18 protein-coding genes, 1 tRNA gene and 1 riboswitch are annotated in these 20,531 nt (G+C 40.9%); of the genes, 14 read left to right on the top strand and 5 right to left on the bottom strand.

All coding sequences use genetic code 11. The features are described 5' to 3' along the window. The first annotated feature begins 40 nt into the window (after nt 1–40). The 7 genes from pgsA (at nt 41) to I7804_RS14160 (ending at nt 8,400) form a co-directional block, all read left to right on the top strand. The gene (pgsA, locus tag I7804_RS14190) at nt 41–595 is read left to right on the top strand and encodes a CDP-diacylglycerol--glycerol-3-phosphate 3-phosphatidyltransferase (RefSeq protein WP_022752573.1); all 555 of its coding nucleotides are present in this window, start codon (nt 41–43) and stop codon (nt 593–595) included. A 176-nt stretch (nt 596–771) separates the two neighbouring features. Further along, entirely contained in the window at nt 772–1,239 is a 468-nt protein-coding gene (locus tag I7804_RS14185) for a CinA family protein (RefSeq protein ID WP_022758466.1), read from the top strand. Nucleotides 1,240–1,409: 170 nt separating this feature from the next. Beyond that, on the top strand, nt 1,410–3,608 hold the full coding sequence (locus I7804_RS14180; protein ID WP_248403957.1) for a DEAD/DEAH box helicase: 2,199 nt from the start codon (nt 1,410–1,412) through the stop codon (nt 3,606–3,608). A gap of 200 nt (nt 3,609–3,808) precedes the next feature. After that, nucleotides 3,809–7,033 (top strand): carbamoyl-phosphate synthase large subunit, encoded by a 3,225-nt coding sequence (carB, locus tag I7804_RS14175; protein WP_248403956.1) that lies wholly within the window; start codon nt 3,809–3,811, stop codon nt 7,031–7,033. Nucleotides 7,034–7,230: 197 nt separating this feature from the next. Beyond that, on the top strand, nt 7,231–7,473 hold the full coding sequence (locus tag I7804_RS14170) for an AbrB/MazE/SpoVT family DNA-binding domain-containing protein (protein ID WP_022752569.1): 243 nt from the start codon (nt 7,231–7,233) through the stop codon (nt 7,471–7,473). Next, nucleotides 7,470–7,781, top strand: coding sequence for a type II toxin-antitoxin system PemK/MazF family toxin (locus I7804_RS14165; protein WP_022752568.1), 312 nt, complete (start codon nt 7,470–7,472; stop codon nt 7,779–7,781). The genes I7804_RS14170 and I7804_RS14165 overlap by 4 nt, the downstream gene beginning before the upstream one ends. A 199-nt stretch (nt 7,782–7,980) precedes the next feature. Continuing rightward, entirely contained in the window at nt 7,981–8,400 is a 420-nt protein-coding gene (locus I7804_RS14160) for a cytidine deaminase (RefSeq protein WP_110073129.1), read from the top strand. A 124-nt stretch (nt 8,401–8,524) separates the two neighbouring features. On the opposite strand, the gene I7804_RS14155 is transcribed toward I7804_RS14160, so the two are convergent. Further along, nucleotides 8,525–9,364, bottom strand: coding sequence for a pyridoxamine kinase (locus I7804_RS14155; RefSeq protein ID WP_248403955.1), 840 nt, complete (start codon nt 9,362–9,364; stop codon nt 8,525–8,527). 367 nt (nt 9,365–9,731) lie between these two features. Between I7804_RS14155 and I7804_RS14150 the strand changes: the two genes are divergently transcribed. Both I7804_RS14150 and I7804_RS14145 read left to right on the top strand, forming a co-directional pair. Continuing rightward, complete coding sequence (locus I7804_RS14150) at nt 9,732–11,447, top strand: PLP-dependent aminotransferase family protein (protein WP_248403954.1); 1,716 nt, start codon at nt 9,732–9,734, stop codon at nt 11,445–11,447. Between the two features lie 151 nt (nt 11,448–11,598). Next, nucleotides 11,599–11,671 (top strand) — tRNA-Lys (locus tag I7804_RS14145). A gap of 183 nt (nt 11,672–11,854) precedes the next feature. Here I7804_RS14145 and I7804_RS14140 read toward each other — a convergent pair. Continuing rightward, complete coding sequence (locus I7804_RS14140) at nt 11,855–13,003, bottom strand: tRNA dihydrouridine synthase (protein ID WP_248403953.1); 1,149 nt, start codon at nt 13,001–13,003, stop codon at nt 11,855–11,857. A gap of 22 nt (nt 13,004–13,025) precedes the next feature. Then, nucleotides 13,026–13,964, bottom strand: coding sequence for a D-2-hydroxyacid dehydrogenase (locus I7804_RS14135; RefSeq protein ID WP_022756150.1), 939 nt, complete (start codon nt 13,962–13,964; stop codon nt 13,026–13,028). Nucleotides 13,965–14,247: 283 nt separating this feature from the next. After that, nucleotides 14,248–14,363: riboswitch (FMN riboswitch) on the top strand. A 251-nt stretch (nt 14,364–14,614) separates the two neighbouring features. Between I7804_RS14135 and I7804_RS14130 the strand changes: the two genes are divergently transcribed. Continuing rightward, nucleotides 14,615–15,379 carry an ECF transporter S component gene (locus tag I7804_RS14130; protein ID WP_248403952.1) on the top strand — a complete coding sequence of 255 codons (765 nt, stop codon included), beginning with the start codon at nt 14,615–14,617 and terminating at the stop codon, nt 15,377–15,379. Nucleotides 15,380–15,727: 348 nt separating this feature from the next. Further along, the gene (locus tag I7804_RS14125; RefSeq protein ID WP_248403951.1) at nt 15,728–16,576 is read left to right on the top strand and encodes a DUF6033 family protein; all 849 of its coding nucleotides are present in this window, start codon (nt 15,728–15,730) and stop codon (nt 16,574–16,576) included. Between the two features lie 127 nt (nt 16,577–16,703). Here the strand turns inward: I7804_RS14125 and I7804_RS14120 are convergent, their stop codons facing one another. Next, nucleotides 16,704–17,660, bottom strand: coding sequence for an ion transporter (locus I7804_RS14120; RefSeq protein ID WP_248405977.1), 957 nt, complete (start codon nt 17,658–17,660; stop codon nt 16,704–16,706). Between the two features lie 14 nt (nt 17,661–17,674). Then, entirely contained in the window at nt 17,675–17,920 is a 246-nt protein-coding gene (locus I7804_RS14115) for a hypothetical protein (protein WP_248403950.1), read from the bottom strand. Nucleotides 17,921–18,233: 313 nt separating this feature from the next. Between I7804_RS14115 and I7804_RS14110 the strand changes: the two genes are divergently transcribed. From I7804_RS14110 to I7804_RS14100, 3 genes are read left to right on the top strand one after another with little or no spacing between them, the layout of a single operon-like run. Beyond that, nucleotides 18,234–18,527 carry a hypothetical protein gene (locus I7804_RS14110; protein WP_022756022.1) on the top strand — a complete coding sequence of 98 codons (294 nt, stop codon included), beginning with the start codon at nt 18,234–18,236 and terminating at the stop codon, nt 18,525–18,527. A gap of 4 nt (nt 18,528–18,531) precedes the next feature. Next, nucleotides 18,532–18,786, top strand: a complete 255-nt coding sequence (locus tag I7804_RS14105; protein ID WP_027218146.1) for a hypothetical protein — start codon at nt 18,532–18,534, stop codon at nt 18,784–18,786. 38 nt (nt 18,787–18,824) lie between these two features. Beyond that, nucleotides 18,825–20,516 carry a GspE/PulE family protein gene (locus tag I7804_RS14100; RefSeq protein ID WP_027205884.1) on the top strand — a complete coding sequence of 564 codons (1,692 nt, stop codon included), beginning with the start codon at nt 18,825–18,827 and terminating at the stop codon, nt 20,514–20,516. The last annotated feature ends 15 nt before the right edge of the window (nt 20,517–20,531 follow it).

Here is a 20,531-nt window from a genome sequence, read left to right as displayed (position 1 = left end):
GAAGATTATTTTTTGCCGTAACAGGCGGAAAGAGGACAAGATGAATTTACCTAACAAACTTACGTTGCTTCGAGTTATCATGATTCCTTTTTTTGTAGCATTCATGCTTACAGGATTTAAATGGATCGCACTTATATTATTTGTAATAGCAAGTCTTACAGATATGGCTGATGGCAAGATTGCCCGTAAATATAACCTTATAACTGATTTTGGAAAGTTTATGGACCCCCTTGCAGATAAGATGCTTGTAATATCCGCACTTATATGCCTTGTGGGTATGAATCGTATCTGGACTTGGATCGTAATAGTGATTGTTGCCAGAGAGTTCATCATAAGTGGTTTCAGACTCATTGCTGCTGAGAAGGGCAAAGTCATAGCTGCAAGTATGTGGGGCAAGTTCAAGACAACATTCCAGATGATCATGGTCATTATGATGATCATAGATGTGGATTATGCCTGGAGTGAGGCTGGCGTCTTCGGACAGATCTATGGCGTATTGACATGGATCATTACGGTGATAGCAGTAGCTCTTACTATTATCTCACTTGTAGATTATCTGCTTAAGAACTGGAACGTGATGGATGGCCAGATGTAAAAGTTTGAAAATGTTCCATTTTCAAAGGTTGATTAGAAATTAACTTCTCAAATTGGTGCCTTTAGCTACACCAATTTGAGCCATTAGCTATTTTCATTGCTTGCAACATAAGTTTATTTACGATAATACCTTGACGTTTTCGCGAATATCTATATAATAGTTGAAAGGCACACTCTTTGAACGAAAATGAATTATTAGTGCACCTACTGGCACAAAAAAAGCTTACTATATCATGCGCCGAGTCCTGTACAGGCGGCATGGTAGCTGCGGCGATCACTGATGTCGCCGGTTCATCAGAAGTTTTTAAAAGAAGCTTTGTTACATATTGTGACGAGGCCAAGCATGAAATGCTTGGAGTTGATCAGGATATTCTTGATAATTTTACTGCGGTCAGTCCACAATGCGCAGAGGCCATGGCGCGTGGATGTGCACAAATTGCGGATGCGGATGTAGCCGTCTCTGTAACAGGAATCGCAGGACCGGGTGGTGGAACAGAACTTGCACCGGTTGGATGTGTATACATAGGATTCTATGTAAAAGGAATGGTCGTAACAGAGAAGCACCTGTTTGAAGGAGACAGAAGACAGGTACGCAGACTGGCAGCACAGCGTGCGATTCATGGTATGCTGCAGATGCTGCAGTAATTAGTATTATATGTGGTTTAAGTGATGCTTAAAGAATAAAAGCACTAAGCTTTATTACTTTTTTGAAACAGCAGGCCTTAAAGATCTTGCCTGCTGTTTTTGTTTTGTAATTGATTTTGAAGGGCGTCCAGGAACCGCATAAGGCACATAAGTGCCGGAAAGGTTTAGGAATGAGCGATATTTTAGAAGATCTCGAGATATTCGGTCTCGGCGATGAGAAGTTCAAGCACAGAGAGGAAGACGTTTACAGTCAGATCAGCAAGAAGAGAGGAATTTTTGGTTCCAAGAAAAAGAGCCATGACATTCTTGCACAGTCAGATCGTCCATCTGAAGAGTCTGAAAGAAAAGACAAGTTCAAGAAGGATAAGTTTAAGAAAGACAAGTTTAAAAAAGATTTTTTTGATAAAGATTCAGAAAAGAAAGATAAGGTAACAACAATAGATACAACAATTTTTGAAACAAAGAACTACGAAACATCAGCACTTGAAACATCGGCATCAGAAGTTATACTTGAATCTGACACAGTAACATATGCAGAGGATTCAGCCAAAACAACATCATATTCAGATATAAATGAAGATGCATCAATGGTAGATAATGCATCAACATTAGAAGAGTCAGCTTCAAATGAAGAAGTTGGCGAAGACAAAGAAGATAACCGCGTCCGTTATGATGAGTCAGAACTTGACGAACGTATCATCAGAGCGGTATCAGAGATGGGATTTGAATATATGTCTCCTATTCAGGCAGCTGCAATCCCTGTAATGCTCAAGGGCAAGGATATCATCGGACAGGCTCAGACAGGTACAGGTAAGACTGCTGCATTCGGTATCCCGGTTCTTTCTAATGTTAATCCTGATGACAAGCGTCTTCAGGCAGTAATCCTCTGCCCTACAAGAGAGCTTGCTATGCAGGCTGCAGATGATCTTAGAGATTTTGCCAAGTATATGCATGGTATCAAGACTCTTGCAGTATATGGTGGACAGGATATAGTACGTCAGATCAAGGCTCTGTCTCAGGGCGTTCAGATCGTAGTAGGAACACCCGGACGTGTTATGGATCACATGAGACGTCATACCATGAAGATGGATGCGGTTAAGACTCTGGTACTTGATGAAGCTGATGAGATGCTTGACATGGGCTTTAGAGAAGATATCGAGACAGTCCTTAAGGGAATGCCTGAGGATCGCCAGACAGCTCTTTTCTCAGCTACCATGCCAAAGCCTATCCTTGAGATCACAAGACAGTATCAGAAGGCTGATGCTGAGTATATCCGTATGACTCCCAAGGAGATCACTGTTAAGTCTATCGAGCAGTCATACTTTGTAATACCAAGAGAGATGAAGTTTGAGGTTCTTACAAGACTTCTTGATTACTATCAGCCACAGAGATCTCTGATATTCGCTAATACTAAGAGAATGGTAGATCAGCTTGCAAGTATGCTCAAAGACAGAGGATATCAGGCTGACGGACTTCATGGTGACCTGTCTCAGAACCAGCGTGACATGGTCATGAATATCTTTAGAAACGGCCGCATCAACATCCTTATCGCAACTGATGTTGCAGCAAGAGGTATCGATGTAAGCGGAGTTGATTGTGTATTCAACTTCGATATTCCGGAAGATATTGAATACTATGTTCACCGTATCGGACGTACAGGAAGAGCCGGCAAGAGCGGTAAGAGCTTTACACTGTGTTCAGGTCGTGAGACATACAAGATCCGTGACATCGAGAAGATCTGCCACACCAAGATCGAAGAGCGCAAGGTTCCTTCTGCCAAGGATATCACTAAGGCTAAGTCCCAGAAGGTATTTGCAGAAGTTATAGATGTAATTGAAAACGGCGATGTAGATTCTGTTATGGCATTTATCCAGCAGAAGGTTGAAGAGGGCGAGTATACCGCTGAACAGCTTGCTGCAGGTTTCATGAGACTCAAGATGGGCAAGGATGTAGAAGATCTTAAGATCCCTGAGAGAAGAAGAGGCGGTCGTGATGGAAGATCAAGAGGCCGCGACGGCGCACGTTCCGGATACGGAAGAGGAAGCCGTGATGGTGCTCGTTCCGGTTATGGTAAAGATGGCAGATCAGGAAGAAGTCGTGATGGCAAAGGCGCAAGATTTGGCCGTGATGGCAAGCCTTCCAAGAGCTACAGCCGCGATGGCAGAAGCGCAAGAGATGTAAGAGGCAAGGGATCTCGTGATTCCAAGTCCTTTGATAAGAGCGCAAGGACCTTTAGAAACGCAGACAAGTCAGGTAAAAAGGGATCCGGTCGTAAGGATTCCATGAAAGTAGAAAGAAGCCAGGAGCGTTTCTTTGGAAGAGTTGCTATTAAGACCAAGGGTGCTGATGGCAAGTTCTATAATGACTAAATGAATAGATCATTATTAATCACATACAGGACTAAAATTAATCTTTTGATCAGATTAATTTTAGTCCTGTTTTTTTGAATTTATTTTGCTATAATGTCTCTCAGTATGCTATCGTATGTATAGTTGAAAAGAGTATATTGACTTGTCCATATCCGGTCACTGTACGTATCATAATGAAATTTGGGAGGCAGATCAAAGACATGAAACGTGAAGATATCCACCGCATTCTAATCATCGGTTCCGGCCCGATCATCATAGGTCAGGCGTGCGAATTCGATTATTCCGGCACTCAGGCCTGTAAAGCTCTTCGAAAGCTGGGCTATGAGATCATCCTTGTTAATTCTAACCCCGCAACTATCATGACAGATCCAGAGACGGCTGATGTTACCTATATCGAGCCTCTTAATGTCAAAAGACTTACTCAGATTATCGAAAAAGAGCGCCCTGATGCCCTTCTTCCTAATCTCGGCGGCCAGTCAGGTCTTAATCTTGCTTCTGAACTTTCAAAGGCAGGCGTACTTGAGAAGTATGGCGTCAAAGTAATAGGTGTACAGATCGATGCCATCGAGCGCGGTGAAGACAGGATCGAGTTCAAGAATACAATGGACGAACTTGGAATTGAAATGGCACGAAGCCAGGTTGCATATTCTGTTGATGAAGCTGTTGAGATAGCTTCAAGACTTGGATATCCAGTAGTACTTCGTCCGGCGTATACTATGGGCGGCTCAGGCGGCGGCCTTGTTTACAATGTAGAAGAGTTAAAGACAGTATGTGCACGTGGTCTTCAGGCTTCTATGGTACATCAGGTGCTTGTAGAAGAGTCTGTTATAGGCTGGGAAGAGCTCGAACTTGAAGTAGTAAGAGACTCCAAAGGCCAGATGATAACAGTATGCTTTATAGAGAATATAGATCCGATGGGTGTTCACACTGGCGATTCTTTTTGCTCTGCCCCCATGCTTACAATATCCCAGGAAGTCCAGGACAGACTTCAGGAACAGGCATACAAGATCGTTGATAAGGTTCAGGTTATCGGCGGCTGTAACTGCCAGTTTGCACATGATCCCAAGACAGATCGTATCATAGTTATCGAGATCAATCCCCGTACATCACGTTCATCAGCACTTGCATCCAAGGCAACAGGATTCCCTATTGCTCTTGTTTCTGCTATGCTTGCCTGCGGACTTGACCTTGATGACATCGAGTGTGGCAAGTACGGAACCCTTGATAAATATAAGCCGGACGGAGATTATATTGTTATCAAGTTTGCAAGATGGGCATTCGAGAAGTTCAAAGGCGTAGAAGACCATCTTGGAACGCAGATGAGAGCCGTTGGTGAAGTAATGTCTATCGGTAAGACATATAAAGAGGCTTTCCAGAAGGCTATCCGTTCACTTGAAAAGAGCCGCTATGGCCTTGGATTTGTCAAAGACTTTAATACAAAAACACTTGACGAGCTTTACAAAATGCTTGTCATCCCTACAAGTGAGCGCCAGTTCATCATGTACGAAGCTCTCAGAAAGGGCGCTGATATAGACAGACTCTATGAACTTACTAAGATCAAGAGATATTTTATAGAGCAGATGAAAGAACTTGTTGAGGAAGAAGAGGAGATTATTAAGACTTCTTATGGTAAGGTTCCGGAGATTACAGTTCTTGAAAAAGCCAAGAAAGATGGCTTTTCTGATAAGTATCTGGCACAGATATGTCACGTATCTGAAGATGATATCAGAAGTACGCGTGAAAGCGCCGGCATTACAGAAGGCTGGGAAGGCGTACATGTAAGCGGAACTAAGGACAGTGCATACTATTTCTCAAGTTATAATATAAAAGATAATAGTCCTGTAAGTACAGATAAGCCTAAAGTTATGATCCTTGGAGGCGGACCTAACAGGATAGGTCAGGGTATTGAATTTGACTATTGCTGTGTACATGCAGCTTTTGCTCTTAAGAAGCTTGGATTTGAAACAGTTATTGTCAACTGTAATCCTGAGACTGTATCAACGGATTATGATACATCAGATAAGCTCTACTTCGAGCCTCTTACACTTGAAGATGTACTTAGTATCTACAAGAAGGAGAAGCCTATTGGAGTTATAGCCCAGTTCGGCGGACAGACACCTCTTAATCTGGCATCAGACCTTAAGAAAAATGGTGTCAACATCCTTGGAACAAGTCCTGAAACCATAGATATGGCTGAAGACAGAGATCTCTTCAGAGATATGATGGAAAGACTTGGAATCCCTATGGCAGAGTCAGGAATGGCTTCAAATGTAGAAGAAGCCAAGGAGATAGCAGGTAGGATCGGATATCCTGTTATGGTACGTCCTTCGTACGTACTCGGCGGTCGTGGTATGGAAGTCGTTCACAGCGATGAACAGATGGATATATACATGGCTCAGGCGGTAGGCGTTACACCGGATAGGCCTATTCTTATCGACAGGTTCCTTAATCATGCAATAGAATGTGAAGCAGATGCAATAAGTGATGGTGAAGATGTATTCGTACCGGCTGTTATGGAACATATCGAGCTTGCAGGTATTCACTCCGGCGACTCTGCTTGTGTACTTCCTTCTAAGCATCTAAGTGATGAGACCGTTGCTACGATCAAAGACTATACAAGACGTATAGCCAAAGAAATGCATGTAGTAGGCCTTATGAACATGCAGTATGCCATAGAGGACGGCGTGGTATATGTTCTTGAAGCTAATCCAAGAGCATCCCGTACAGTACCGCTTGTATCCAAAGTATGCGATATCAATATGGTTAGAGAAGCTACGAATATCATGACGCTTCCTATAACTGGCTGCGAGTCACCTGTAGGCAAGCTCCGCGACAGGAAGATTCCTTATTATGGAGTCAAAGAGGCAGTATTCCCATTCAACATGTTCCCTGAAGTAGACCCTGTACTTGGACCTGAGATGAGATCTACAGGTGAAGCACTGGGCCTGTCTGAAGACTGGGGCAGAGCATTCTTCAAAGCTCAGGAAGGAACTAAGACGGAGCTTCCTACAGAAGGAACCGTACTTATCAGCGTCAATGACAAGGATAAGCCTGAGCTTGTAGAGGTTGCACAGAAGTTCCATGATGATGGTTTTAACATCCTTGCAACAGGCAGGACCTATACCATGATAAGTGAAGCAGGTATACCTGCAAAGAGGATCAATAAGATATTCGAGGGAAGACCTGATATCGTAGATGCTATCACCAATGGTGAGATTGACCTTATCGTAGATACTCCTACTACCAAAAAAGATGATGTAAGCGACAGCTACATCCGTAAGAATGCCATCAAGCATCATATCCCTTACATCACCACAATGGCTGCAGCAAGAGCATCAGCAGAAGGAATAGGAGCAGAGAAACTTGGCGAAGGAGTGCCTGTAAGATCACTTCAGGAGTATCATGCAAGTATTGAGGCGCTTTGATCTATTAAAATGAAATGGGATAGAGAAAGGCCTATTCGGGAGTGAATCCTGAATAGGCCTTTATACAATAACAAAATAACGATAAAGAGTTAAAGCGTTTAAAATACCGCATTTATAACGGATTAGAACTACAGCAGGTGATTGCATACACAAAGGATATACGGTATAATGTATATACATACGAAGGAGGTGATCCTATGGAACAGGTTGCAATAAGAAGCTGGGGTAATAGCCAGGGAATACGAATACCTAAGGATATACTGGAAAAATTGCAGTTAAAGGTTTCTGATGTGTTGGATATAGAAATAGAAAATGACAGTATTGTACTTAGAAAGCAGTTTGTTCATAAAACTTTTGAAGAACGACTTGCGGAGTTTAACGGTGAGATAACGGTTTGCGATTTTGATTGGGGTGAACCTGTAGGAAGAGAGATTTTATGAGCGGGTTTTGTCAGGGAGACATTATAAGAATATCAGGTTTCAAAAGACAGTTGTTTGTTATAGTTAGTAAAAATGCTTTTATAAAAGCAACTGGCATATTTCATGTATGTCCTATGCTTTCTAATATTAAGGCTGGGCCTATACATATTCCGGTGTGCGGGAAAAAGGGCGAGTCTGGAACTGTAATTTGCGAGCAGATTAAAGCGATAGATCCTGGGGCAAGAGAATGTAATAGGGTTGATTTTCTAGCGTATGAGGATATCATGAATGTTTCAGATGCCGTGCAAGGAATTTTTGAGTACGATTGATAACACAATTACTGTGAAAAACTACTAACATAATGTACTGATAAATAGTTTGGCTATTTTTGGAATATCTGATATTATATATGTGGGTGTCAAAATGACAGGGGTGTCATTTGGCACCTATTACTGACTTGAAAGATGAACTAATATATAGCAACCTTCAGGTTAGGTGGTAATATCAGCATAAAGGATGGTAAAAGGTATGGATTATACGAAGCTTTTAGATAAGGCCAAAGAGATGCGCAAGATGTCATATGTGCCCTATTCACATTTTCATGTAGGCGCTGCGCTTCTTACAAAAGAGGGTAAGATATATGGCGGATGTAATGTTGAGAACGCTTCATACGGCGCTACTAACTGCGCAGAACGTACAGCGTTTTTTACAGCTATTGCCAATGGGGAGAAAAACTTTAAAGCGATTGCCATAGTAGGCGGTCCTGAGGATGAGAATGGCAATATAGATAAACTCACTGATTCACAGCCATGTGGTATCTGCAGACAGGTAATGAGAGAGTTCTGCGGACCTGATTTTGAGATAATACTTGAAGGGGCTGATGGCAAGGTTACTGTTCAGACTCTTTCAGAGATGCTTCCTAACAGCTTTGGACCAGAAAACTTATAAATAATACAATTATTGTATGAAAGCCTTCGACATTGTCGAAGGCTTTATTGATATACAATCTTATGTAAATTTGATATTCCAATTTGGAAGTTCAAGTATATTTATTTCTATTAGTTTAATAGTATTAATTCTCATTTATGAGCTTAAGAAGATACGGTATCTCAGCTTCGAAGTTTACGGCATAGTTTACGCTGTAAGGGTCTTCGTATGTATTACGGATGCTGGCAGCTGTGAAGTCTGTAGCTATCTTAAGGGCAGTATATACACTCTTGCCAAGAGTAAGAGCACCTGTGAATGCGCTGGCGTATACATCACCTGTTCCGTGAGACTTATAAGGAACCTTGGTGGTGCCATAGCTTATGAATTCGCCATTTTCACTGTTAAGACCTATAAAACCAAAGCTTCCGTTATCAAGAGTAACACCTGTTATCACAGGGAACTTACATCCTGCATTAACAAGTTTTGTTAGAAGGCCTCTGACTACATCTTCATTTGCCTCTTCACCCGGGTACTCTTCACCAAGCATAAGAGCAGCTTCGGATATGTTAGGAAGTGTGATATCTGCCTTGGTGCATAGATTCAGCATCTCTTTGGCAAATGCCTCATCAAAACCAACATAAAGCTTGCCATTATCGGCCATGGCAGGATCGACTATAATGGCTGTGTTTTCACCTTTAAGTGAGTCAAAATATTCTTTTACTATATCTATCTGACGAAGGCTTCCCAGATATCCTGTATAGATTGCATCGAATTTAAAGCCTTCTTTCTTCCAATGCTCCAGAATTGGGAGCATATCATCTGTAAGATCTCTAAATGTAAATCCCTTGAACATAGTGTGTGTGGAGAGTACAGCGGTCGGCACGATCGATGTCTCAACTCCCATGGCGCTGATGATAGGAAGTGCTACAGTAAGCGAGCACTTGCCTACGCAGGAAATGTCTTGAATTGATACGATTCTCTTCATAGCGGGTCTCCAATCTGTCTGTATCTGAGTGTAGTAATTGTCCGGACCTATTCTGGAAAAAATAGAATGAGCCGGTGTGCTTGTAATGTCTAAAGGCAAATGACATTGCCATCACTGATTAAAGAGTATATTATAAAACTGGAATTATTATTATAACCATTTTATGAATTTTGAATAAGACCAGATATACACAAAATTAAAAGAAAAATTAGTAAAAAAACAAGTAAGAAAAACAAGTAAGAAAAACAAGTAAGAAAAACAAGTAAGAAAAACAAGTAAGAAAAACAAGTAAGAAAAACAAGTAAGAAAAACAAGTAAGATATATCGTAACCTGTTCATGTGGATAAGAAACAAGGGGGAAGAATATATGTATGATGTAGAAAAAAGAGGCAATGTACCAATTTATGAGTATCTGTATAAATGTATTCGAAATGATATAGTAAGCGGCAGGATTAGAAACGGCGAGAAGCTCCTTTCTAAGAGACGTCTTGCAAGGCAGGAGGGCGTTGCACTTATAACCGTTGAGAATGCATACGAACAGCTCCTTGTGGAAGGCTATATCGAAAGCAGGGAGAGAAGCGGATATTATGTAAGCTTTGACGCAGGACGATTTGTAATGAGTGACTATAGTGATGATAGCAGCAGATCGTCAAATGGTAATATATATCTTAATCATAGATATGCTAATAATAGTATTGGCAATATCAAAACTGATAATACTAGTAGAAAAGCCAATAATACCAATAGCAAAGCCAATAATACCAATAGTAGAGCCAATAATACTAATAGTAGAGCCAATAATACTAATAGTAAAGCCAATATTACTAATAGTAACAATAATATATCTGGTGTTATTGAAAGAGATATTCCCCAAGTTCCTGATATAGCAGATTTTGTATCGCAGCGTCTTTTTGATGATGCCTTCCCGTTTGATATATGGTCCAAACTCATGCGCAAAGTCTTGTCTGACAGAAATCCGGAATGCCTTGCACCACCAGATCCTTGCGGACTTCCCGTTCTTAGATATGCAATCGCCGGTTATCTTATGAGAAGCAGGGGTATAGATGCAGATCCTGATAATATCATAGTAGGACCGGGTACGGAATATTTAGAAAATATACTTTTGATATTGTCAGGCGGAGGTGCACTTACAGCTGTAGAAGATCCCGGATACAAGAAGATGGGCCTTCTGTGTGAGAGAGCCGGGCACAAGTGTCTTCATATACCTGTTGATAGGGACGGCCTGGATGTATCTGTGCTGGAAGGAACAAGCGTAAGACTTGTTAATATCTCGCCATCTCACCATTTCCCTACAGGTGTTGTCATGTCTGCCGGCAGGAGGGCTCAGCTTGTAGACTGGGCTGAAAGGGAAGATGCCTATATAGCAGAGGATGACTACGATTCAGAGTTTAGATTTTCAGGAAGGCCTATTTCTCCTATTGCTGCTGCATATCCTGAAAGGGTCATTTACATGAATACATTTACAAGAACCCTGGCTCCGTCTATAAGGATAGCCTTCATGGTCCTTCCGGATAAACTAATGGATCGTTACAGGCAGAAATTATCGTTTTACTCAGGGACGGTTTCTTCTTTTGAACAGCTGGTTCTGGCAGAATTTATAAATGGAGGATACTATGAACGTCACCTTTCCAGAATGAGGAATTATTATGGCAAAAGGCGTGAAAGCATCATGAGATTATTTGAATCCAAAGAAAAGGGTTCTATCAATAGGAATGATACTAAAGAAAAATATGATGATACTAAAGAGACTCATGACAATACTCATGCTGACAGATCCTATATCCAAAAACAAAAAGAAAACAGTGAAACAGGTATATTTGTACCGATAAAGGATGTTGCAGGTCTTAGAATAGTCCTAAAGGCTCCTGATAGCCTTGATGATGAGAAGTTTATAAAAGCATTGTCATATAAGGGAATAAAGCTGTCTTGCATAAACGACTATTGTTATAGCCATAACAGCCAATATGATCACCATTTCCTTGTAAGCTTTGGCGCAGCTAGTGAAGCTGATTTTGCAAAAGCTCTACCCTTAATGGAAAAGGCGGCAATGGAATGCATGTAGAAGAATGAATGATCATGAACAATATATATCACAAAAACGTTTGTTATGAATCGAATAAAAGATTTTTCAAAAAAGTACTTGCATTTATCTTAAGGTTGTAGTAAAGTATCTTTTGTTGCAAGGAACGACAGCAACAAAAGATAATAAAGATGCGCTGCTAGCTCAGTTGGTAGAGCACCTGACTCTTAATCAGGTTGTCCAGGGTTCGAGACCCTGGCAGCGCACGCCGAGTACTGTTTCATGAGTATAGCTCATGGGGTGGTACTTTTTTTTTCATGTTTGAGGATTGTCTGAGCTTCTGAGAAACGGAACAATCCGGTAGTCATATGGCGTCAATAGGAACTTTTGACACCTACATCATATTATTAGGTCAATTTAAAAAATCCCAAATGAAAAATCCCCGGTCCTTAGAAGGATACCGGGGATGCATTTGGTCCGCTTTTAATATCACAGTTACCTTCCAGCGTGTTGGCTGCTGCCAGGTACTCTGCATATGATTTTGATTTTAGTATATTCTTTATGTAGCCTTCTGAACCTTCGAAAGACTGTGACATGTAGAACCACATCTCTTTCATCTTGTTGAAGACATTATTGCCGTCTTTAAGATTCTCTTTGTACATAGCTTCCATAGCGCGTCTGAACTCTTTGAACTCAGCCTTGTCCATGTGACTTCCGCCTTTGATCTGGCGAGCAAGAGAAGGATCAGCTACGATGCCTCTTCCGAGCATAACGGAAGATATTTTATTATCTGCAGAACCGGCTGTATTCATATGATAATGCAGAGTGATATCTTTTGATAGATCACCATTTATATCATGAATATCTAAGGTATCTTTGGTCATATCACCTATATCATGAAGACCAGAACCTTCCTTTAGCCCACCACTTACATCATGAAGATCTGAGCCTTCCTTATATCCATATCTATCATTGATATTATTGTAGTCATCCAGAGTAAATACATTGCCGTTGTAGCATACAGGGCAAGAGCTCATCATAAGAGCCTTTTCAAATACTTCCATATCAGGAACACCTTTATAGAACTGTTTCCTGATACGTGGGTGTATAGTCAGCTCCTTGATAGGGTATCTGGCATATATCTTGGACAGATGCTCCATCTCAGATGCGTCAAGATACCCGATCCTGGTCTTAACTGATAGTTTTCGTGCATCATCGCCTAGAGAATCGAATACTTCGTCAAAGAAGGTACCTAGCTTATCAGGCTCTTTTAAAAATCCTGAACCTCTACCCTTAGCTGTAACTGTGCCGGATGGACATCCAAGATTGAGATTGATTTCATCATAGCCCATGGAGGTGAGCTTTTTGAAGATCCATATGAGCTCTTTGGAACTGTTGGCCAGAACCTGAGGTACGACCCTCATCCCTTCGTTGTTGGCAGGATCTATCTCCCTCTCATCACGCTTTTTGATATAGTGATCGGGAAATACACTAATAAAAGGGGTGAAATATGTATCCACCCCTCCAAAATACTTATTGTGAAGCTGTCTGTACAGATATGTTGTGATGCCCTCCATGGGCGCATAATATATGTTCATCTATATAAATCCTAAAAATAACTTATTTACCGGCAAGGAACTTGTCGATGTGATCCTCAATGATCTTCATGAGTCTTGTTCTTGCTTCTACACTAGCCCATGCAATATGAGGTGTTATAAGAAGCTTAGTGCTGTCCTTGATCTTAAGAAGAGGATTGGACTCTTCGATTGGTTCAACAGAGAGTACGTCAAGACCCGCAGCACGGATAGTTCCGTTTTCAAGAGCATCAGCAAGATCCTTCTCGTTAACAATAGGACCACGTCCAAGGTTTAAGAGAATTGCAGATTTCTTCATCTTGGAAAGGGCGTCCTTATTAATCAGGTTGGCGGTTGCGTCATTAAGCGGTGCATGAATAGATATAATATCGGATGTTTCTAATAATTCGTCAAAAGAAACTTCCTTATATTCTGAGTCATGATTTTTACCAGAGGTTGAATAGTAGATTACATTGCATCCAAAAGCCTTGGCAACGCTTGCAACCTGTCTTCCGATAGCACCAAGACCGATTATACCATATGTCTTACCGCAGAGCTCTCCAAATCTTTTTTCAAAATGTGTGAACATAAAATCTTTGGTATATCCGTCTGTCTTAACATAGTTGTCATAGTATGCAAGGTTTTCAAAAAGATAGAACAAAAGAGCAAAGGTGTGCTGTGTAACTGTCTGAGTAGAATATCCTGCAACATTGCGCCATTCAATGCCTTTTGATGCAAGATAGTCAAGATCGAGATTATTGACACCTGTTGCTGTGACACATACAAGCTTTAGATTCTTGGCAGTTCCGATTGTCTTTTCATTGATCGGGACTTTGTTAAGGATGATAATATCTGCATCCTCGACCCTTGCAGGAACTTCCTCCGGCTTTGAGAAGTCATGTATCACAACTTCTCCAAATCTGTTAAAAGGGGTTAGATCAATATCTTCACCTATTGTTTTGCGGTCAAGAAATACGATTTTCATAAGTGGCCTCCATATTCTTAGATTGATATATTTACTTATCAATATTATTTTTAGATTTTGAAATAGACCTATGTCATTCATCATAATATATCGCCCTAAGACCTATTTCAAGATGAAAATACCTGTGGAGCAGTTGTATAAGTAAAAACTGAAAATTCGCCTTACCCCAAATGGTGGCGTATGTTTGGCAAGTGCTAAGTTTGAACAAAAATAAGTTGCAAAAAATTTATTTGACCTATTGACTCATATTACATTGCGTATTAACATAGCATTTGAAAACAAAATAAAACTTCGGGGTTGGGTGAGATTCCCTACCGGCGGTATAGTCCGCGAGCTTTGATAGCATGAACCGGTGTGATTCCGGTACCGACAGTAAAGTCTGGATGGAAGAAGGATATGCAGATCTTATGATCTGTAGGATTATGGATGAATTGTTAGCCCCGGATATATGCCGGAGCTTTTTTTGTATGTAACACAAAAGTCCGATATGTCCCAAACTGTGAATTTATGCTGGCAAAAGATGAAAATGCCCACAAAAATCACGCTTCTAAGGATACGCATTCATCCGGATTCCTAAATTCACAACGCAGGCGTAAAACCAATAATTCCCGAAAATAACACATGTGTACAGACATAGGAGGGATAAAGAAATGACCAATGGATTATTTGCTAGTATTGCAGAAAATGTAGAGTATTTGATAGGTTTTGCGATCATCATCGCAGCGGCCTTTGCAATCGCTATCGTATGTGAGAAGCTGGCACAGAAGATCAACGGAATTAAAGAGCCCATGCTCAGCACCAGAAAGGTAGTAGTTATAGGAACATTTGCAGCTATATCTGTTGTTCTTATGATGTTCGAGATTGCGCTTCCTTTTGCACCATCTTTCTATAAGCTGGATCTTTCTGATCTTCCTGCTCTTATCGGTGCATTTTCATTTGGGCCGATGGCAGGCGTTATGATCGAGTTTGTGAAGATTCTCTTAGAGCTTGTTATTAGAGGAACTTCTACAGCATTTGTAGGAGAACTTGCCAATTTTGTTATAGGATGCTGCTTCATACTTCCGGCATCTATTATCTATACTTTCAAAAAGACCCGCACTATGGCGCTTATATCCTGTATTATCGGAACACTTGTTATCACTATTGTAGGAAGCCTTATGAACGCATTCTACCTGCTCCCTGCGTATAGCGCACTGTACGGAATGCCTATAGATGCATTTGTAGGAATGGGTGCTGAAGCTAATAATAACGTTACAAGTATCTGGACACTTGTATTGTACTGTGTAGTTCCTCTCAATCTTATCAAGGGCGGTATTGATTCTATTATTACAGTATTTGTATATAAGAGGATCAGCGTAATCCTTAAGAATGTTACATTTGTACCGGCTTCAAGAAAGAAAACATATGCAGAATAATTTTTTTGGAGCTTATGATCTGAATTTGATAGATCATCTGTATAGTAGGCAGTGGCAGTTTATAATGTCACTGCTTATATTTTTAGTTAAAGAGAAAAAGGCAGTGTACAAATGCCCCCGGATATTGCACCTACTAAGCAGGAAGCTATAAATAAAGTCTTAGATAATTCCGATATACAAATTGAGATAGTGTCGTCGATTTAGTGTACGGATTCTTTTGTATTTAATTAAATGTGAATGATCCGGCACACTGGTAAAAGTAGTAGTTGCAAGGATGCGTATATAGAGATTGCTTCACCGGATATGATCAGTGATAGAAGCGTATATCTCTTAGGAAAGGAGTCTGTTATGGCATTATCAAATGATATCGCGCGTATAAGCGCGGCACAGTCTATGTATGACACTTCGTCATACAATAAATCCGTCAAAAAAGAAGAGCAGTCAGATAAAACCAAAGCAGCTGAAAACAAGAATACACCAAAGGTTACAGGCAGGACAGTAGGTGATGTTCAGTTAAGTGAAAAGGCTGCAAAGTTCTATGAGAAGTTTAAAGCCAAATTTCCCGGCATGGACTTCGTCCTGGTATCCAAGGATATGAAAGAACAGGTCGAGGCCAATGCTGCTGCATATGGCAAGGCCAATAAGACAGTAGTTCTTATCGATGATGAGAAAATCGAGAGAATGGCTAATGATGAGAAGTATGCAAGCAAGATAGAAGCAACTATCAAAGGTGCAGAAGCTCAGATCAAAGCCCTTAGTAGCGGTCTTGCATCTACAGGAGCAGATGTTCAAGGATACGGCATGAAGATTAATGATGACGGCACAGCTACACTTTTTGCAACATTAAAGAACTCTTCAAAGGCTCAGAAAGCCCGCATTGAGAAAAAAGCAGCCAAGAAGAAGGCGGAAGAAAAGGCAGCCAGGAAACTGGAAGAAAAGAAAGCCCATAAGAAGGATAAAGACAGGGATATCAGCAATAAACATATTAGCGATAAGGATGAAAAAGTTGCAGATAATACTAACAAAACAAGGGACAAAGATAGAATTCCTGATGAAGATGAGTATGTAACAATTACAGCAAATACCGCTGATGAACTCCTAAAAAAGATAGCAGATCAGGCTATGCTCTTTAGAAGCGACAGCGTCAGAACACAGGAAGAAATGATGGTAGGACAGCACTTTGATTTTAACATATAGACTACCGCCAGTATTTTGATTTTTAACTAATACTACCCAACTTGGACGGACCTGCCCCTGCAAAGACTTTGGAGATGCCGGTCCGTTCAAGTGGGTGGTTTTAGTTTTGCAAAAGCAGGGATTGCCTCTACAGATCAATCCCTGCTTTTGTTACGCTATATAGGAATAAGACATCGCCCTCCATAAGCACCAGATTGCCTCTTGGTACGAGGGGCCTATTACCACGTCTTATCATCACGATAAAAGTAGTTCTGGAGATATCAAGCTCATCAATCCTTAGGCCTATCCAGGAGTGCCCGTATTCAAGTTTCATCTCTTTGAAATTGATGAACTTGTCCTTCTGAAGCGGTTCAGATCCCAGAACGAGCTGGTCTCCTTCATGAATAAGGGTATTGCCTTTGGGGATGGAAGTTTTGTTATTTCTTTGAAGAGCAGCGATTATGATGTTGTCAGGAAGATGCAGGTCTTTAATATATTTGCCGGCCCAGTCATCGTTTTCGGTGATCTTGACCTGAATGAAGTTGAGCTCAGTATCAGTAGAATCTCCTACTGTGGATAGATGAGTATACTGCTCGACGAATCCGGCGCTTATGATACCTGTTGGGATAGCTACAATTCCTACCCCAAGAAAAGCAATGATGATACCAAAGAACTTACCAAGTGTAGTCACAGGATATATATCACCATATCCTACAGTCAGAAGTGTGGACATAGACCACCATACACCGGAGAAAGCGTTGGAGAATACTTCCGGCTGTGCGTCATGCTCCAGTGAATACATGCAAAGACTTGAACCCAGCATTAGTACCAGGATTATAAATACAGAAGACATAAGCTGCTGACTTTTACTCTTTATAACATCTGTGATAACATTCAGAGAATCATAATATGCATTGATCCTGAAGAGCCTCAAGATCCTGGCAACTCTGAACATCTTGAAGGCAACAGCGCCGTTTGGAAACATGAAGGGCAGATAGTAAGGAAGGAATGATAGGATATCAATTATTCCGTCCAGTGAAAAGATATATTTTTTTATAGCACCCGCTTCAGTTTCTTTGGGAAAATGGCACTTGGCAGTATATATTCTTAATATACAATCTATTGCAAAAAAGCTACAGTGACAACTTCAATAATATGGAATATGTCTCCATATTGAGCCTGCAGATTGTCAAAAGTCGCCATGACCGAAGCCCCAAGATTAAGTAATAGAGCAGATATGCTTAATATGTCATACATCTGATTGACCGGCTCATCGACAACACCAACCGATACCATCTTGAAGACCCTGTTTCTTATATTTCGCTTTCTTATCATACTTTCGTGTTTGGAATCTGTTTTTTTCACATCAAACCTCGTGTCTGGAAGTTTTAGTTTTATATAGAAAAAAGTATATGAAAAATTTTCTCTTGACTGTATATACTATAGTTTAGCATCTTTTGGACAACTATGATATGCGATAATATCAGATTGTTTGACCGGTACTGAGTTTTCAAATGTACATAAAAGCGATATAATTAAAGATGATAATTAGTTTTATGACTAATTGACCGATATTATCTGTATAAATTATCAACTGAAGCTACCACCTTTTTGTGAAACTGGGGAGTTATCAGATACCCGGTTGATCCATGTATAGCCATAAGTGGCAGGAGGGCGTATGTTTATCTGCATGTCATGTCAGGACAATTCCGAAAAGACTACAACAGAGATCTGTGAATTTCGCGGGATAAGGTATGATAATCGTTATAAGACCGCTGTGATATCAACAGAGCATGAGAACCACGATTACATCGTGCCTATGACTGAGACCAGATATGAACAGCTGGTTGATGAACTTGCCAAGGCTATGAATGAGCATCAGCTTATCTATCTGAAAAATGGTGTTATATTCAGGTGCCGAAAAGGTGAGATTCATAATAGTGAACCCCAGAATATTACAATAGGTTGGTAAGATCATGGTAGATATTCCTATAGAGGTGCAGCTGCGGCCATTTATATTGCTGCTGCTTATTTTATCTATTGTCAATATGGTCATCTTGTTCAATAAGACCAATGAGAATATAGGTAACAAGAGAGAAGTAAGAGCATTTCGCGGAATGCTCTTCTTTTTTATTTTTACCTTGGATATGTTCAAGATTTTAGGAAGTGATGCCGATATAGATATTAGAGTTTTTTGCATTAGTCGAAAGAAAGACCTTAATAAGATTTAAGCGTAGATTCAGTCGTAATGCGCTATGGAGGATAACTCATGGCTTTCATCAGAAAGCGTATCAGGATCGGAGAATGTCTCTTAAATGAGAATTTCATAACTCAGGAAAAACTGGATGAAGCCCTTGCTCTTCAGAAAAGCAGCGGAAAAAGGCTTGGAGAACTCCTGGTTGAGAACGGCTTCGTTACGGGTGAACAGCTTGCAACAGCTTTAAGTAATCAGATGGGTCTTGGAATTGTCAACCTGCAGCTTATAGAGATTCCGGATGACATTCTTAACATGGTCCCGCCCCAGATCCTTAGAAAACACAAGGTTATACCGTTTGAATATAAACCGGGTGCTCCCAATACCCTGCACCTTGCCATGTCAGACCCTATGGACACAGTAGCGATCGATGATATAGGAATCGTTACCAATCTGTCTATAGAGCCTGTACTTAGCACGTCCCAGAGCATCATGCTGGCGCTTGATAAGTATTATGGCAATACAGATCTCAAGAATGCAGCAGAGCAGTATGCCAAGGAAAGGACCCATGTACAGGAAGAGATCAATCAGGAGACTGCGGAAGTTACCAATTCACCTATAGTACAGCTGGTTACCACCATGATAGAGTCAGCTGTGCGTCAGCGCGCATCAGATATACATATAGAGCCCGGTGCAAGGAATCTTCGTATCAGGTTCAGAATAGACGGCGCGTTGTACGAAAGAGCCAATTATAACAATAACCTGCTTGGTGCTATAGTCACCCGTATCAAGATCGTCAGCGGGATGGATATATCTGAGAAGAGAAAACCCCTTGACGGACGTATGACACAGATAGTTGATAAGCTTGAGTACGATATCCGTGTATCCACCCTTCCAACCGTATACGGAGAAAAAGTCGTAATGCGACTTGCCTCCAAACAGGCTCTTAACAGAAGTAAAGATCAGCTGGGACTTAAGCCTGATGAGATGACAGTATTTGACAGAATTTTGTCCAATCCAAATGGAATACTTCTGGTTACAGGACCTACAGGATCCGGTAAATCAACGACCCTTTATACAGCTCTTTCAGAGCTGAACAGAGAAGACGTTAACATAGTAACTGTCGAAGATCCTGTGGAAGCTAATATCAACGGCATTAATCAGGTTCAGGTCAATCCTAAGGCAGAACTCTCTTTTGCCTCAGCACTTAGATCTATCCTGCGTCAGGACCCGGATATCATCATGATAGGTGAGATAAGAGATAGAGAGACAGCTTCTATAGCGGTTCAGGCATCTATCACAGGTCACCTTGTAGTATCGACACTTCATACCAATTCGGCAGCCAGCACAGTTACAAGACTTGAAGACATGGGACTTGAAGCTTATCTTATCGCTGACTCTGTTATAGGTATCATAGCCCAGAGACTTGTAAGACGCCTGTGCCCTGACTGCAAGCAGCCATATGAAGCTTCTGAGCAGGAAAAAAATCTACTGGGCGTAGACCCTGCTAAACCCCTTACTCTATACAAGAGAGTAGGATGCCCTAAATGCAGCGGTACCGGATTTGCAGGACGTACCGGTGTGTATGAGATCATGGAAGTTACGCATGACCTCAAATTGATAATAGAGAGAAAAGGAACTGCAGATGAGATCAAGAATCAGGCGCTCAAGGAAGGCATGAAGACGCTCAGAATGAGTGCTACCAAATATGTTCTTGAAGGAATCACTACAGTTGATGAGATGAAGAAGGTTTCGTTTGATGTATAGCAAATATATAGAAAG

It is taken from the genome of Butyrivibrio fibrisolvens (assembly GCF_023206215.1).
GTDB lineage: Bacteria > Bacillota > Clostridia > Lachnospirales > Lachnospiraceae > Butyrivibrio > Butyrivibrio fibrisolvens_C.
Note: the sequence above shows the minus strand (reverse complement) of the source record. Positions and strands in the feature narration are given on the sequence as shown.